A 15,171-nucleotide genomic window follows, 5' to 3' on the forward strand; every position below is an offset into this window, starting at 1 on the left:
ACGACGTGGACGTGGTAGAATCCACGGTCGAGGTAGACGTGTCGAATGGAGACGTACTGTTTGGCTGTCTCGAGCAAGGAGCGAACGGCGTCGCGCTTGGCGCGAAAGCCGTTCGCGTCCATCGGGACCACCGCAAGCGTAAATCGTGTGCGAGGAGCGACGATACACAGTGTCGCGAAACAAAACGCTTTGTTCGTTCCGAGGTCAGGATACGTGGTTAGGACGTGATCAGTGTCGGCAGAGCCGTAGAAGCGCCACTCGTGGAGATCGATGGCAACATCGACGAACGCGGGAAGTCGGCGCTGAGACCCAGGACTTCGAACAGTCGATCTCGGACGCCATCGAACTGATCGCTGATGGCGTCTGCTGAGAGATTACGCAAGTGATACAGCAGCGATTTAGCGAGCGAATTTCGAGCCGTAGCGGTGATATCGACGTGCTCGTCACGATCAAGCTGGAGCGTTTTCCCACCCGTATTTGCGAACTCCTGATCAAAAGCAATCCGAGAGAGAATTTCCAAGAAATCCTCTCTCGTGTACTTCCCACACGGTTTGACGCCGAATTCGAGTTCCGGAAACAGTACCGTCGACGCAGCTCGACAAACCTGTTTCGCCTCAGTTGTCTTGGACCATCTGTTGACCAACACAGCCCAGCGTGAAGAGTCTCAGTCAGGTTCGGCAACTACTGTGAAGGGCGAGGCTTTCGCCTCGAATGTATCGTGACTACGTCGGAGCCGCGCGGTAGTAACGCGACCAAATGGTCAACACTTATTTTCATTGCGCGGTATATGGTACCGTGGAACAATTATGAGTGACACTGAAGCCGTCCTCGATCACCACTTGGAGGCGTTCGCCACGCAGGATCTGGAGGCGGTGATGGCCGACTACGCGGCGGGATCGACCGTCGTCACGAACCTCGGCGTCTTCCGCGGGCTGGACGAGATCGAGGGTCTGTTCGCGGATCTGTTCGACGAGTTCGGGCAGGAGGGGTCGACGATCGAGGTCGACGACACCATCGTCGAAGACGAGTTCGCGTATCTCCTCTGGCACGGCGACACGCCGGACAACGTCTATGGGTTCTGCACGGACACCTTCCACATCCCCGCGGAGACGATCGAGTTCCAGACGTTTGCGGGATCCATCGAGCCGAAGCACTGACGGGCTGCTCGGTGGAGCCGGTGTGTCGATCCGTCCATCCTCGGTCGGAGCCGTCGTCGCTCCCCTACGATCGGGGCGTCGCTGCCGCTATGTTCCCGTCACTCCCCGTTCACGGCTCGTGTTCACACGCGGGCGGGGACTCGACGCCGGCCCCGCGATCGACGCCGACGAGCGCATCGGGCCCGTCACCACGCGATCGTGGTGTGTAATAGGTTACCAGGTTACCAACTGGTTCGCTGACAGTTATTTCGGTCGCCGTTGATGGTTACGTGAGGTAACCACAATGGCAACCGACACGACGACGGCGTCCGCGACCACGGGCGTCGCCTCAAACCGATGGATCGCAGGCGCAGTCGGCGGGTTTATCGGGAGCATCCCGTTCGGGCTGATGATGATGTACGTGATGCCGCCACCGATGCTCGAGGTCGTGGTTCCAGCGCTGTACGGGCTGGACGGGCTGGTTGCGGGCTGGGCGATCCACCAGTTCCACGGCGTCGTCCTCGGCGTGGTGTACGTCGGACTGGTTCAGCTGCCGCCGCTCAAGCGACCGGCCAGCGAACCGTCGAGCGCGTTCGTGCTCGCGATCGGATACGGGATCCTCACCACGATCGTGTTCGCCGTCCTCGTGATGCCGATCTGGCTCGCCACGGTCGGGTTCCCGAACGCGCCCCCGTTCCCGAACGTCGCGATCCCCGGAACGATCGTTTCGACGATCGGTCACATCGTGTACGCGATCCCGCTCGCGCTGCTGTACGCGGTGACTGGCACGACCGAGGGGTGACGACGGAGAAGCAGGAAGCAGCCGGCACGAGCGAGGCGTCTGGTCGATGCCCGGACGAGCCGTCTCGATCGTCGGTAACCGATCACCTGTTCGATTTCCGTTCCTGCTCGGGATGATCAGCGATGAACACGCTCGTGCCGTCCGGGACGTCGTCGGTCACCCACGAGTTCGCACCGATGCTCACGTGGTCGCCGATATCTATCGCACCGAGCACGTTGCTTCCGGCGCCGATGACGACGTGATCGCCGATGTTTGGATGACGCTTGTAGTCCTTCGCCAGCATTTGGTCCTCGCCTTCCTCCTCCTCGAAGTGGAGCGCGCCCAGCGTGACGTTCTGGTAGATGCGGACCCAGTCGCCCACCGTCGCCGTCTCGCCGATGACGACCCCGGTCCCGTGATCGACGAAGAAATACTCGCCGATGTCCGCACCGGGGTGGATGTCGATGCCGGTCTCGACTTTGGAGTACTCGGCGAGTTCGCGGGCGTACTCAACGCTGCCCACTTCATAGAGGACGTGCGCCACTCGATGGATCAGGATGGCGTGAAACCCGGGATACGACCGGATGATCTCACAGTAGCTCTTCGCCGCGGGATCACCCTTGTACGCGGCCTCGACGTCCTTCTTGAGCGCGCGTCGAATCGCCGGTAGCCCGTCAAGCAACCCATCGACGACCCCGGTCGGATCGTCCACATCGCGATCCGAATACGCGGTGACCCCTTTGTGCAGACTGCTGCCGAGTTTGGTCAGCCGGTCACGAGTTTCCTCGGGATCGCCCACCACTTCCGTCGCGTTCCAGCATCTGGGAAACAGGAGCTGTTTGAGGAGCAGCGGTTCCTCACGCAGTGAATCGTGTCGTGGATAGACCCGTGTATCATCGGTCGGGAAGGGCGATTCATCCGCGTGATAGGACTCGACGAGCGCTTCGTGGGCGTCGCCGGTATACTCGTATCTCATTTGAAAGGCTATTGATGCCATCGAGTGAAAGTAGTTCTTTTTCGCACCGTCCGCAACGATTCCCTTCGTGTTCCCGCAGCAGACAGCCATGGCGTTCGCGGATCGCGGTCAAAACGGCGATCGACGCGACGTCGGCGATCGACGGAACGAAACCGATCGACGTGACGTCGGCGTTGACCTCGGCGTCGGCGATGGGCGCAGCTGGAACCGGGTCCCGAGATTCCGGGGTGAAAAACCGGGGTATCAAACCATATTACCAATTTTAAATATATTATAAAATATAGATAATACTATTAATAATACAGAGGATCAGAAGGGACAAGGATCTCTATATACCCCAAATAGAAGTCGACGATAGCGATCTTGAGCGGATAGGATCGAAAGAGGCTGTTTGAACGATATTTTGTTGAATATTTTATATTTATATATGATATGGACGAATATTTCGGGATATAGTAGGGTATAATTTATAATATATACACAAATTAAGTATATTTCTAAATAATATCCGATCTATCATCACATCCACCCAGATATATTTGGTATTTGGTATATATTTAATATAACAGTTTAGTTATTTTTTAGTGTACAGCGGTGTTCCGTCCCGGTCACCGACCGAGAATCCCGACACGGGTTGAGACGACGATCTCGGTCTCACAGCCTATGTGAACCGCTCGAGACGATCGCCGTCGATCGACGATCCATTACAAAACTACTACTGTTATTCACAGGCGCCGCCGACCTACGAGTAGCGGTGGTTGATCCGGATCTCGTTCACGACGCTCATGACCTGATTCGGCAGTTCGGTCTCGAAGCGGTCACCACGGAGTCGGTGAGCGGGACCGCCGACGCTGATCGCCCCGAGAACCTCGTCGTCGACGACGATCGCGGCACTGACCGCGCGCGTCTCCGCCAACTGCTCGCTGTGGTTTTGTGCATAGTTCCGTTCGCGGATCCGCTCCAGCTCCTCGAAGAGGGCCTCGCGTGAGGTGATCGTGTGTTCCGTTATTTCCGGAAGGCCGTGCATATCGATGATCTCCTCGACGCGCTCGTCGGGAAGCTGTGCGAGGATCGCCTTTCCGCCCGCGTGACAATGGAGATAGGACCGACCGCCGATGGAGTGTTCGGTCTTGATGGCCTGATCACCCTCCGCGTGTCCGAGATAGACCGCCCGTCCACACTCCTCGACGAGGAACCAGACCGTTTCACCGGTCGCATCCGCCAATCGCTCCAGATACGGCGTGATCGTGTCCGAAAGCTGAACCGTCTCCGTGGCGCTCGTTCCAAGCCGGGTGAACGTCAACCCGAGCTGATACTCGCCATCGGTCTTGACGAGGTACTCGAGGTCACAGAGGGTCGTGAGATAGTCGTGAACGGTGCTTCTAGCGAGTCCCATCTCGTCGGCGACGTCGGTGAGGGTCGCGGACTCCAGTTCCTCGACGGTTTCGATGATCCCGAAACCTTTCTCCAGAGTCCCGATCGTGGCTGAGCCGCCGGTTTCGTCCGTCATATACGGATATTCGTCCGGACTCATTTATAACCTCCTGCTTCGGTGATCTCGTAAGATACGAAAAATCATCCGCCATCTCCGGAAAGACTCGCGTATCGGACGGACGACGAGCCGGATTCGCGGGGCTCGAAGGTTTAAATAGCTCTGCGTGAAAGCCGGAATATGCAACTCGGTCTGATAAGCGACGTACACGGGAACCAGCCGGCACTCGAGGCGGTCCTCGAGGACATGCCGGACGTCGACCGGATCTACCATTGCGGGGACGCAGTGGGATACAATCCGTTTCCGGAGCAGGTGTTGAACACCCTCACCACCGAGGGGATCGACAGCATCCAGGGAAACCACGATCGCAAGATCAGTACGGACATCGACGCGATGGGAACCGCAACCGATCCCGACGTCGACGGCGACGCCGACCTCCGACCGGGGGAACTCGCGCGGCTGGCGGGCGTCTGGACGCACGAGCGGCTCGACGCCGGCGAGATGGAGTATCTCGCCACCCTCCCGCAGGAGGCGACCATCGAGGACGGAGCCGTCAAGCTGGTTCACGGAAAGCCGGGCGATCAGGATGGTCGGCTCTACCCGGAGGAGTACGGGCCCCACCTGTTCGGCGACGAGTCGATCCTCGTACACGGGCATACACACGTGCAACACGCGGAACGGTTCGACGGCCGGCTGCTGGTGAACCCCGGCAGCGTCGGCCAGCCACGGGACGGGGACCCACGTGCCGCCTACGCCGTCGTCGACGTCGACGCGAGGCGGGCCGACCTCCACCGCGTGGCGTACCCGATCGACGAGGTCGTCGACGAGATCCGACGGACGTCGCTCCCGGATCTGCTCACGCTGTGGCTGGAGAACGGCGAAATCGTGATGAACGCGTAAGGGAACCGGCATCCAGGAGACGATCGAGGATGGGCGCGACGACGGGCGCTCATCCCCATAGTTTAATCACCTAGGTGACCGAGGACATCGTTAGAGGACAGATGACACGGATCACTGCAGCAGTGCTCGAGGAGCCACGGGAACTATCGATCGAGTCGCTCGAGTTGGCCGGCCCGAAGCCGGGGGAAGTCCGGGTTGACGTGCGGGCAACCGGCGTCTGTCACACCGACCACCACCGGTACGTCGGCGCCTCGGAGACGCCGTATCCCGTGGTCCTCGGACACGAGGGGGCGGGCATCATCGACGCGGTCGGCGAGGACGTGACCTCGATGTCGGTCGGCGACCGCGTCGTGCTCTGGGTCCTTCCGTTCTGTCGGGAGTGCGCGTTCTGTGAGCGAGGCGATCCGCACCTCTGTGCGCGCCGATCGGCGGTCAAAGGGGGCACGCTTATGGACGGGACCAGACGGCTCTCCCGCGACGGCGAGGCCGTGAACCACTTCTACGGACAGTCGTCGTTCGCCAGCCACTGCGTCGTCGCCGAGCAGACCGCGGTCAGGATCCCCGACGGCATCCCGTTTCCCGAGGCCTCGCTGCTCGGCTGCGGCGCCACGACCGGGTTGGGCGCGGTGACGAACACTGCGGACGTCTCGCCCGGGGATCCCGTCGTCGTGTTCGGCTGTGGCGGCGTCGGAGCGAGTGCAGTTCTGGGTGCCGAACTGGCGGGAGCCGACCCGCTCATCGCGGTCGACGTCGTCGACGAGAAGCTCTCGTTCATCGAGACGCTCGGGGCGACACACACCGTCAACTCCGGCGAGACCGATCCCGTGGCGGCGATCCGGGAGATCACCGGCGGCGGGGTCGCGTACGCGTTCGAGTGCACGAGCCATCCGGCGGTCGTGAGACAGGCGGTCGAGGCCGTGCGCCCCGGCGGAACGGTCGTCTCGACCGCGACGAGCTCCGCCGACGACTTCGAGATCCCGCCGGGTGCCTTCACCAGCGGCAAGCGGATCGTCGGGAACGTCGGCGGCTCGCTCCACCCCTCGGTCGACGTTCCGCGGTTCGCGCGGCTCGCGAAGTCCGGCCGACTTCCCCTCGAGAAACTCGTCAGCGAGACGTACTCGCTCGACCAGCTGGGGGCGGCCTTCGAGGCGATGGACGACGGGACGGGCATTCGGGGAGTCATCACACAGGAGTGAGTCGATCACCACGGCAAAGCGACGCGATGTAACGGAGTCGCCGTGGGATCCTGCTTGGGAAGAAGTTTTATACAGGCAGCCATCGAACACCGATCGACCGATGAACGAGTACGCGTTACGTATCGGCGGGGAGACGCCGGCACCGTCGGAGACGATGACGGTCACCGATCCCTCGTCGAACGAACCGGTATCCAGCATCGCACTCGCGGACGAATCGGACGTGGCGGCGGCGGTGACGGCGGCCGAGTCCGCCTTCCAGGAGTGGCGAACGGTCGACGCCGTCACCCGCGGCGACTACCTGCGGGACATCGCCGCGACGCTTCGGGACCGCAAGACGGAGATCGCGACCCGACACACCGAGGAGACCGGGCGATCGCTTGCGGACTCAGAGCGGAGCGTCGAGTACGCCGCGGAGTACTTCGAGTACTACGCGGGCTTGACCCACCGCATCACCGGCGAGACCATCCCGCTGTCGGGCGAGGAGTTCGACTACACGCGGCGGGAGCCGCTGGGCGTGACCGGGCACATCATCCCGTGGAACTCGCCGCTACTGTTGGGCTCACGAAGCATCGCGCCGGCGTTGGCGTGCGGGAACACCGTCGTGGCGAAGCCCGCGACGCTGGCGCCGACGTCGATCCTCGAGTTGGGACGCGCCGCCGCCGATGCGGGACTGCCCGACGGCGTCCTGAACGTCGTTTCGGGGCGGGGATCCACGGCGGGCGAGGCGCTGGTCACGAACGACGACGTGCAGGAGCTGACGTTTACGGGGTCCAAGGCGGTCGGCCTCCACATTCGGGAGACGGTGTCCGACCGGTTGATCCCGCTGAACCTCGAGCTCGGGGGCAAGAGTCCGAACATCGTCTTCGCGGACGCGGACCAGGAGGCGGCCGCGGACGGAGCGGTGAAGCTGTTCAGCAACGCCGGGCAGAGCTGTTACGCCGGCACCCGGCTGTTCGTCGCGGACGATATCTACGACGAGTTCATCGACCGCGTGGTCGCACGGATCGAGACGATGACGGTGGATCCGGACCCGAACGAGACGGACGTGTCGGCGCTCATCTCGCCGTCGGCACAGTCGGAGGTCGATGCATACGTCGAATCGGCCCGGGAGGCGGGCGGAACCGTCCGCACGGGCGGCCGGGTCCCGTTCGAGGAGGGGAACTTCTACGAACCGACGCTCATCGAGGACGTGCCCGACGACGCGGCAGTCTCCTGTGAGGAGGTGTTCGGTCCCGTCCTGACTGCCTACCGTTTCGACTCCGAGCGGGAAGTCGTCGATCGAGCCAACGACACGGAGTACGGCCTGTACGCGGGCGTCTGGACGACCGATCTCGATCGGGCGAACCGGATCACACGACACATCGAGGCCGGGACGGTGACCGTGAACAACTACGCGTCACCGACGCCGCAGGTGCCGTTCCCCGCGTACAAACAGAGCGGTATGGGGTCCGAATACGCGACTGCCGCGTTGCGCCACTACACCAGGGTCAAGAACGTCCGAATGACGGTCGACGGAACGCTCCGGTGAGGGATCGATCGGGGCGATTCCGTCGGTCGTCGACCTCCTCCGTCGGCGTAGTCCGTTGGCGTGGTTCGCCGGCACCGCTCATCGACCCTCCCCGTGGACGCCGTTCGTCGGCGTCGTGCGTCACCACAATAGTTAAGTGATAGACAGCAGTATGGGAACGTATGCCACCGACCGAGAGCAAAGCTACTGCTCAGCAGCCGGACGAGCACGCCGATCTCCTCGCGGAGATCGAGGCGTCGCTCGGCGAGGGCAAGCTTCCGCTACAGACGTTCAACGACGAGACGGTCCACCAGCTGGAACTCGATCGACTGTTCGGTCGCGAGTGGATCTTCGTGGGCCACGAATCGGAGATCCCCGAGGAGGGGGACTACGCGAGACGGTACATCGCCGGCGACCCGTTCATCTTCGTCCGGGACATAAACGGCGACGTGCAGGTGCTCTTCGACAGTTGCCGACACCGCGGCGCGAAGCTGTGCCGCGCCGAGCAGGGCAACACCTCCCACTTCCGGTGTCCGTACCACGGCTGGACCTACAAGAACACCGGCGACCTCGTGGGGGTTCCCCAGAAGGAGGTCGCGTTCAAGAACCTGGACCAGTCGGAACACGGCCTACACAGCGCCCCGCGGGTCGATAGCTACGCCGGGTTGGTCTTCGCCTCGCTGTCGGACTCCGGCGAGAGCCTTGAGGAGCACCTGGGGGAGTTCACGTGGTACCTCGACATCCAGTTCAAGCTCCCCGACGGCGGGATGGAGGTCATCGGCGAGCCCCACCGCTGGGTGGTGGAGACGAACTGGAAGACGGGCGCGGACAACTTCGCCGGCGACAGCTATCACACCGGCTTCGCCCATCACTCGATCAAACAGCTCGGGCTCGGCGGCGACGACACGGTCGGCATCGCCGGCGCGGGGGAGACGAAGGACCGACACGTCCACTGTGACGGCCACACCACCAGCACGCGAATGGTCGAGGGCGAGGAGGTCTTCATGACGTATCCGGACGAGATCGTGGACCTGTTCAACCCGGACAACGTGACACCCGACCAGTACGAGGCCGCCAAGGAGGCGCTTTCGTTCACGGGGAGCGTGTTCCCGAACCTGGCGTTCCTGAACTTCGGGGACATCACCGACGACCCGAACAAGGACGTCACCGGCTTCCTCGGGGTGCGAAAGTGGCGGCCGCTCGGGCCGAACAAAACCGAGATCTGGAGCTGGGCGTTCGCGCCGAAGCGGGCCTCCGAGGAGACCAAAGAGCGCATCTACAAGGTGTACATGTCCAACTTCGGCCCCTCGGGGAACTTCGAACAGGACGACGTCTCCATCTGGAACGGCATCACCGACGTCGCCGACTCGACGTTCGCCAGACACCACGAGGTCGATCTGAACTACCAGATGGGGACCGAGGAGATGAGCGAGGTGGCCTACGACGAGGAGTGGCCCGGCCCGGGCACCGTCTACGCGATCAACCTGGAGGAGGTCGGGATGCAGAAATTCCACGACCAGTGGTTCGACCACCTCTCGACGCCCCGTGACGGAGAGACGATGTCCCGAGACTGCGGAGGCGGCTGCGGATCAGCGAAAGCGGACGGCTGCGGGTCGACGCGGACTGACGATTGCGGGTCGGCACACGCGGACGACCACGACCCGGCGACCGGATCCGAGCCGGCGGGGGGCGGTGAGTAGGATGGCCGCGAACACGGACCGGGACTCGGAGCTCGATCGATTCCTCCTGAAACAACGGGTCGAACGGTTCCTCTATGAGGAGGCGTCCCTGCTGGACCGGCGCGAACAGACGGAGTGGCTCGCACTGCTTGATGAGGACATCGAGTACAAGGCGCCGCTCCGGGTCACGCGTGAGCACGTGAACGACAGCTTCAGTCGCTCGGCGTACTACTTCGACGAGGACTACGGCTCGCTGGAGGCCCGGATCCAACGGTTCGAGTCGGAGTACGCCTGGTCCGAGCGGCCGCCCTCCCGGACGCGTCGTTTCGTCACGAACGTGCGCGCCACCGAGCGGGACGACGGCGCCGTCGACGCCGAGAGTTACCTTCTGCTGTACTACGGACAGGGGGACGACTCGTCGTACACGTTCCTCGCGGGGCGCCGGGAGGACGTGCTTCGCCCGAACGGCGAGACGTTCACCATCGCGAAGCGCCACGTGTTCCTCGACCACGCCGTTCCGGAGATCGACAAGATCTCCGTCTTCCTATGACCCGACGAACCACCGTCACGGCCGAGTTCGACGTCGGCGACGATGGCGACGCCGCAACCGTCCGGAAGCTGTTGACGCCTCGGGGACAGCTCGTCGAGATCGAATCGGCCGATCGGACCGGTGCGGACGGATCAAACACGATCCGGGTCGACGCACTCGGTCTCGAGAGCCTCTCGTGGCAGACCGAATCGGAATTGGCCGACCGGCTCGGTCGGCAGCCGCCGGCTGACTGGAACGCCGCCGGCGAGAACGCCGCCGATGCCAACGAGGTCGATGGCCCGTTCGCCGTCAGCAATGAGTACGCCGACGTCGAGATCGCGAAGGCGACGACGGCGGACGGCGACGCACTCGTGGTTCGCGCACCGGTAAAACGGACCGAGATCCGGTTGCCCCCCGCGATGGTGGGCGCACTCACAGCACGTGACACCAGCCTCTTCTCGGAGTTTCTGGAGACGCCCCACGGCCCACACGATCACTGAACGGCGTGTCACTCAACGAGTGACCGGACGATATCCCTCGGGACGGTTCGCTCGTCGGCGTCGTGGATCGCACGCGAGACGTACGGCGAGCGGAGCTCCAGTTCGTCCAGCCGCTCCCGATCGACCCATCGGACGTCGGCGACGCTGTCGGTTGCGACCACCCGTGGGTCCGCGGAGACGGAGCCCAGATACGTTATCGAGAGAAACGGCCCGTCGACGAAGGCGTCGTGTCCGAGATAGACGCCGACGAGGCCGGTCAGGTCCACGTCCACGCCGACCTCCTCCGAGAACTCCCGAACGGCCGTTTCGGCCGGGTCTTCGTCCGCTTCCACGCGTCCGCCGGGCAGGTTCCACGTTCCGCTGACCGGGGCTTTCCCCTCCTCGACCAGGAGGACGTCGTCATCGGTCCGCACGACGGTTGCGGCAACGAGCGTGTGCATACCGATGGTTGCCGACCGGATGCCAAAAGACCGGCGCCGATCGACGGCTCGCCGCCAGTGGCCCGCCACTATCCAAAAGATATAATAATCAATAGGGACTGTTCGTAGTAGAGAGTGTCAGTGGAACCCATGACAGAAGAAGCCAACCAAGAGCCGGACGACCGGTTCCCGTGGCCGGATGAGGTCGAGATCCCCGACGACTGTGCAGGTTGGGAAGAGATGTATCCGCGGTACTTCCGGTTCGGCCAGGGGGCCGATCGATCGGAACTGGAGCGGGACCGGTTCTGGTTCTGGGACCAAAAGGACAGCCCGAAACCGCTCCGTCCGTGGGACATCACCCTCTGTGTCGAGTCGATCACGATGCAGTTGTCACAAGCACAGAGCCGCGTGTTCGCGGTCCCGCCGGCGATGGGCATCGATCTGCGGATCATCGCGGGATACTCGTACGCCTCACCGGTTCCCTGTACGGATCCGGAGCTGCTCGAGGAGCGCAAAGCCGTCTTCAGCGAGCGCAGCGAATACGTCTACGAGAACTTCGAGGAGCTCTACGAGGACGAGTGGCTGCCCGCAGTCAAGGACATCGGCCAGGAGATCCGCGATCTCGACGTCCCGGAGCAACTTCCCGAATACGCCCCGGAGGACGTGGTCTACGACGCACAGGGGCTGTATCCCGGAGCGGTCGACATCCAGAGCGAGTACAACCGGTTACAGGAGCTGACGCTTCGAGGATGGCAACGTCACTTCGAGTACCTCAACCTGGTGTACCTGGCGTATCTCTCGTTCAAAGAGACGTGTGATGACCTGTTCCCCGACATCAGCGACGACGCCATCGGAAAGATGGTTACGGGACTGGAGACGGACCTGTTCCTCGCGGACGCGGTCCTCAACGATCTCGCACGGCAGGCGATGGAGTTGGGTGGGGACGTGCCGGAGATCCTCACGTCGGCGGGGACGCCCGACGAAAAGATGGCCCGGCTCGAGGAAACCGCGGCCGGCCGCGGTTTCCTCGAGGCCTTCGAGGACGTGAAGGACCCGTGGTTCCATATCACCGTCAGCAGGGGGTACCACAGTGCGGACGGGTCGTGGCTCGATACGCTCGAGCAGCCGTTCGACCACCTCGAGGAGAAAGTGACCGCGCTCCAGGAGGGAACTGACATCGGGCGAGACATCGAGGCGCTGCAGGACGAACGCGAGGAGATCGTCGCCGAATACCGGAGCTATCTGAACGAGAGCGAGCGGGCCCGGTTCGATCAGGCCCACGAACTCGTGTTGACGGTCTACAACCACGCCGAGGACCACCAGTTCTGGATAGAGAACTGGCTCCACACGATCATCTTCCAGAAGCTCGATGAGTTCGGCCAACTGCTCGTGAACCACGGCTTCCTCGAGGAGCCGAGGGACATCACGCTGTTCGGTCGTACCGAAGTTCCGGAGTTGCTCGCGGACCTCGCCCGCGTCTGGTCGCAGGGGCACGGCGCACAGACCCCGGCCTACTGGAAGGAGGATGCCGCCGATCGAAAGCGCATCCTCGAGGCGGCCGAGGAGTGGTCGCCTCCCCCGGCGATCGGCGAACCGCCCGAGGAGGTCACCGATCCGATGGTGATCATGCTCTGGGGCATTACGACCGAAACCGTCCAGAACTGGCTCGGCACCGCGGGGGACGAGGACGGCTCGGAGATGAACGGCTTCGCGTCCTCCTCCGGGACGGTCGAAGGACCGGCGCGGGTCATCACCTCGGGAAGCGAACTGACGGCGGTCGAGCGCGACGAGATCCTCGTCGCACCGCTCACGAACCCCGACTGGACGCCGGTGCTGTCGAAGATCGCGGGGGCCGTCACGGACAACGGCGGCGCGACGAGCCACACCGCGATCGTCTGTCGCGAGTACGGCGTCCCGGCCGTCACCGGGGTTGGAACGGCGACGACACAGCTCGAGACCGGCGATCGGATCCGCGTCAACGGGACCGAGGGAACGGTCGAGGTCCTCGAAAAGGCGGAGCAACATTGATAGCGAACGAACCGAATGAGTACACAATGACTGACCCACAATACATCGTGGACTTCGCGTCCGAACGCTGCACCAAAGAGCACATCGACCTCGTCGGCGGGAAGAACGCCTCACTCGGCGAACTGATGGAGGCGGGCGAGAACGTGCAAGTACCGCCGGGGGTCGCGGTGACGACGGCGTTCTACGACGCGTTCCTCGAGGCACGATCGCTGGACGAGTACATCGCCGATCGGATCGCCGAGGTGGACATCGACGACGACGAGGCGGTGGCAGCCGCGAGCCGCGAGATCCGCGATCGGATCACGAACGCGTCGCTGCCCTCGTTCCTCGCCGAGGAACTGCAGTCGTCGTGGGAGCGACTGCAGGAGCGAACGCGGACGGCGGAGCTACAGGTGGCCGTCCGGTCGTCGGCGACGGCCGAGGACCTTCCCGACGCGAGTTTCGCGGGCCAGCAGGACACCTACCTCAACGTGACCGATCTCGAGACGGTCACGCAGCGAACCAAGGAGTGTATGGCGAGCCTGTTCACCGAACGGGCGATCACCTACCGGGCGAAGCACGGGTTCGACCGCGACGAGGTGCGCATCAGCGTCGGGATACAGAAGATGGTCGAGGCCCGGTCGTCGGGGGTGATGTTCACCGTCAACCCCGCGAACGGGGACCGGTCGAAGGTCCGGATCGAATCCAACTGGGGGCTGGGGGAAGCCGTCGTGAGCGGGATCGTCACGCCGGACAGCTTCCTCGTGGACAAGCCGGTGTACAAGATCGTCGACCGAAACGTCCCGGAAAAGGACGTGATGACCGTCCCGACAGATGCCGGTACCGAGGAGGTCGACATCGACGACGACAAGCGCGACGTACCGTCGGTGACGGCCGACGAGCTGATCGGCTTGACCGACCTGGCGACGACGATCGAGGACCACTACGACGAACCTCAGGACATCGAGTGGGCCATCGAGGGAGAGGGCGAAGACAAACGGTACTTCATCCTGCAAAGCCGCCCGGAGACGGCCTGGGAAGAGACGGGTGACGACGGCGAGGCAACCGACGACGGAAGCGAGCCGGACAGCGCGGCCGACCAGATCCTCGACCATTTATAAACAGTCGGGGAAGCCGCTTCGAAACGACGAAACGCGGGGTGTGAGACGGGACGGGGGCCCCCGTCGGAGGGTGGAGCTAACGAGGGAATACGGGAACCGGTAGTCGATGCTGAAGCGGGTAAGTGAACGATCGACGATCGGCGCCCCATCGACGTCGATCCACCGCGTTCAGCTGTCGGTAACTGCACCGCCAAGAGAAATACTCGCTGGCTGGACGGTATCGGTATATATCCTAATAAATAGGTATAGGAATATGTTCGGAGGGCGCGGTAGACCAGCAAGATAAACGATCACTAATTGCGTCGTTATGGGCAATAGATCCCGATATAAGAGTAATGCTTCCGAACGTTCTCATCTACAGATCATATCGGTTAATGAAGGATATTCGAGGAAGTATACGATTAGAGAACTGTTTTTCTAATAAAGAGGATCTGGATAGGGAATCGAAGATGAACGGTCTGATCGGCGTATTTTCAATCCAGTATCGCACCGTTGTAGTCCGGGGCGGACGAGCTACCAGCACGGATACAACGTGCCACCGCACCAGGAGCACCGTCGACGTGGTCATCGAACGGATCCAGCGTTCGGAGATATCGGGAAAACAGGTCTGATCCGGGTGAATCGCCTCGGGGTCAAGTGGTTCGAGAGAGCGTTGCTCTCTCGTCATCCCGAGAGCGCATCGCGCTCTCGGACGACCCCGAGGCTTCCCGTTTCCACGACATGACTTGCAGACACGGACTCGAAGTGAGTCGTGTCCGTAGCGGTCACTGTCTCCACGGGCGTGTCTTCGGGCCATCCCAGCCCTAATTCAGCAAAGCCTCTCTGCAAGACGTTCATCGCCGCATTCGCGTCCCTGTCCGTCTCAAATCCACATGACGGACAGGAGTGTTCCCTGACCCAGATGGATTTCGCTGTCTCCACACCGCAC

At 62.6% G+C, this 15,171-nt stretch carries 14 protein-coding genes; 10 read left to right on the plus strand and 4 right to left on the minus strand.

The features are described 5' to 3' along the window. The first annotated feature begins 806 nt into the window (after positions 1 to 806). Entirely contained in the window at positions 807 to 1,157 is a 351-nt protein-coding gene (locus BLW38_RS15270; protein WP_092818050.1) for a nuclear transport factor 2 family protein, read from the plus strand. Positions 1,158 to 1,440: 283 nt separating this feature from the next. Beyond that, positions 1,441 to 1,938 (plus strand): hypothetical protein, encoded by a 498-nt coding sequence (locus tag BLW38_RS15275; RefSeq protein ID WP_218143085.1) that lies wholly within the window; start codon positions 1,441 to 1,443, stop codon positions 1,936 to 1,938. An 82-nt stretch (positions 1,939 to 2,020) separates the two neighbouring features. On the opposite strand, the gene epsC is transcribed toward BLW38_RS15275, so the two are convergent. Then, positions 2,021 to 2,893 (minus strand): serine O-acetyltransferase EpsC, encoded by an 873-nt coding sequence (gene epsC / locus BLW38_RS15280; protein WP_092818051.1) that lies wholly within the window; start codon positions 2,891 to 2,893, stop codon positions 2,021 to 2,023. Positions 2,894 to 3,635: 742 nt separating this feature from the next. Then, positions 3,636 to 4,427 (minus strand): IclR family transcriptional regulator, encoded by a 792-nt coding sequence (locus tag BLW38_RS15285; RefSeq protein WP_092818052.1) that lies wholly within the window; start codon positions 4,425 to 4,427, stop codon positions 3,636 to 3,638. Between the two features lie 138 nt (positions 4,428 to 4,565). On the opposite strand from BLW38_RS15285, the gene BLW38_RS15290 reads away from it, so the two are divergent. The 6 genes from BLW38_RS15290 to BLW38_RS15315 all read left to right on the plus strand — a co-directional run bounded on the left by BLW38_RS15290 (position 4,566) and on the right by BLW38_RS15315 (position 10,696). Next, the gene (locus tag BLW38_RS15290; RefSeq protein ID WP_092818053.1) at positions 4,566 to 5,285 is read left to right on the plus strand and encodes a metallophosphoesterase family protein; all 720 of its coding nucleotides are present in this window, start codon (positions 4,566 to 4,568) and stop codon (positions 5,283 to 5,285) included. A gap of 101 nt (positions 5,286 to 5,386) precedes the next feature. Next, on the plus strand, positions 5,387 to 6,481 hold the full coding sequence (locus BLW38_RS15295; RefSeq protein WP_092818054.1) for a zinc-binding dehydrogenase: 1,095 nt from the start codon (positions 5,387 to 5,389) through the stop codon (positions 6,479 to 6,481). A gap of 100 nt (positions 6,482 to 6,581) precedes the next feature. After that, on the plus strand, positions 6,582 to 8,009 hold the full coding sequence (locus tag BLW38_RS15300; protein ID WP_092818055.1) for an aldehyde dehydrogenase family protein: 1,428 nt from the start codon (positions 6,582 to 6,584) through the stop codon (positions 8,007 to 8,009). A 161-nt stretch (positions 8,010 to 8,170) separates the two neighbouring features. Beyond that, complete coding sequence (locus BLW38_RS15305; RefSeq protein ID WP_218143086.1) at positions 8,171 to 9,688, plus strand: aromatic ring-hydroxylating oxygenase subunit alpha; 1,518 nt, start codon at positions 8,171 to 8,173, stop codon at positions 9,686 to 9,688. A 1-nt stretch (position 9,689) separates the two neighbouring features. Then, positions 9,690 to 10,217: an aromatic-ring-hydroxylating dioxygenase subunit beta gene (locus BLW38_RS15310; protein WP_092818056.1), complete on the plus strand. Its 528-nt coding sequence runs from the start codon at positions 9,690 to 9,692 to the stop codon at positions 10,215 to 10,217. Then, a complete protein-coding gene (locus BLW38_RS15315) occupies positions 10,214 to 10,696 on the plus strand; it encodes a hypothetical protein (protein WP_092818057.1) in 483 nt (160 codons plus the stop codon). The genes BLW38_RS15310 and BLW38_RS15315 overlap by 4 nt, the downstream gene beginning before the upstream one ends. 8 nt (positions 10,697 to 10,704) lie before the next feature. Here BLW38_RS15315 and BLW38_RS15320 read toward each other — a convergent pair whose 3' ends face one another. Further along, positions 10,705 to 11,136 carry an NUDIX hydrolase gene (locus BLW38_RS15320; RefSeq protein ID WP_092818058.1) on the minus strand — a complete coding sequence of 144 codons (432 nt, stop codon included), beginning with the start codon at positions 11,134 to 11,136 and terminating at the stop codon, positions 10,705 to 10,707. Between the two features lie 129 nt (positions 11,137 to 11,265). Between BLW38_RS15320 and BLW38_RS15325 the strand changes: the two genes are divergently transcribed. Both BLW38_RS15325 and BLW38_RS15330 read left to right on the plus strand, forming a co-directional pair. After that, a complete protein-coding gene (locus tag BLW38_RS15325) occupies positions 11,266 to 13,143 on the plus strand; it encodes a PEP-utilizing enzyme (protein WP_092818059.1) in 1,878 nt (625 codons plus the stop codon). A 26-nt stretch (positions 13,144 to 13,169) separates the two neighbouring features. Continuing rightward, positions 13,170 to 14,243, plus strand: a complete 1,074-nt coding sequence (locus BLW38_RS15330) for a PEP/pyruvate-binding domain-containing protein (RefSeq protein WP_092818060.1) — start codon at positions 13,170 to 13,172, stop codon at positions 14,241 to 14,243. Between the two features lie 663 nt (positions 14,244 to 14,906). On the opposite strand, the gene BLW38_RS15335 is transcribed toward BLW38_RS15330, so the two are convergent. Continuing rightward, positions 14,907 to 15,171, minus strand: a 265-nt coding sequence (locus tag BLW38_RS15335; RefSeq protein ID WP_143040914.1) for a zinc ribbon domain-containing protein, incomplete at its 5' end; no start/stop codon positions are given.

It is taken from the genome of Halopenitus malekzadehii, from assembly GCF_900108505.1.
Taxonomy (GTDB): Archaea; Halobacteriota; Halobacteria; order Halobacteriales; family Haloferacaceae; genus Halopenitus; species Halopenitus malekzadehii.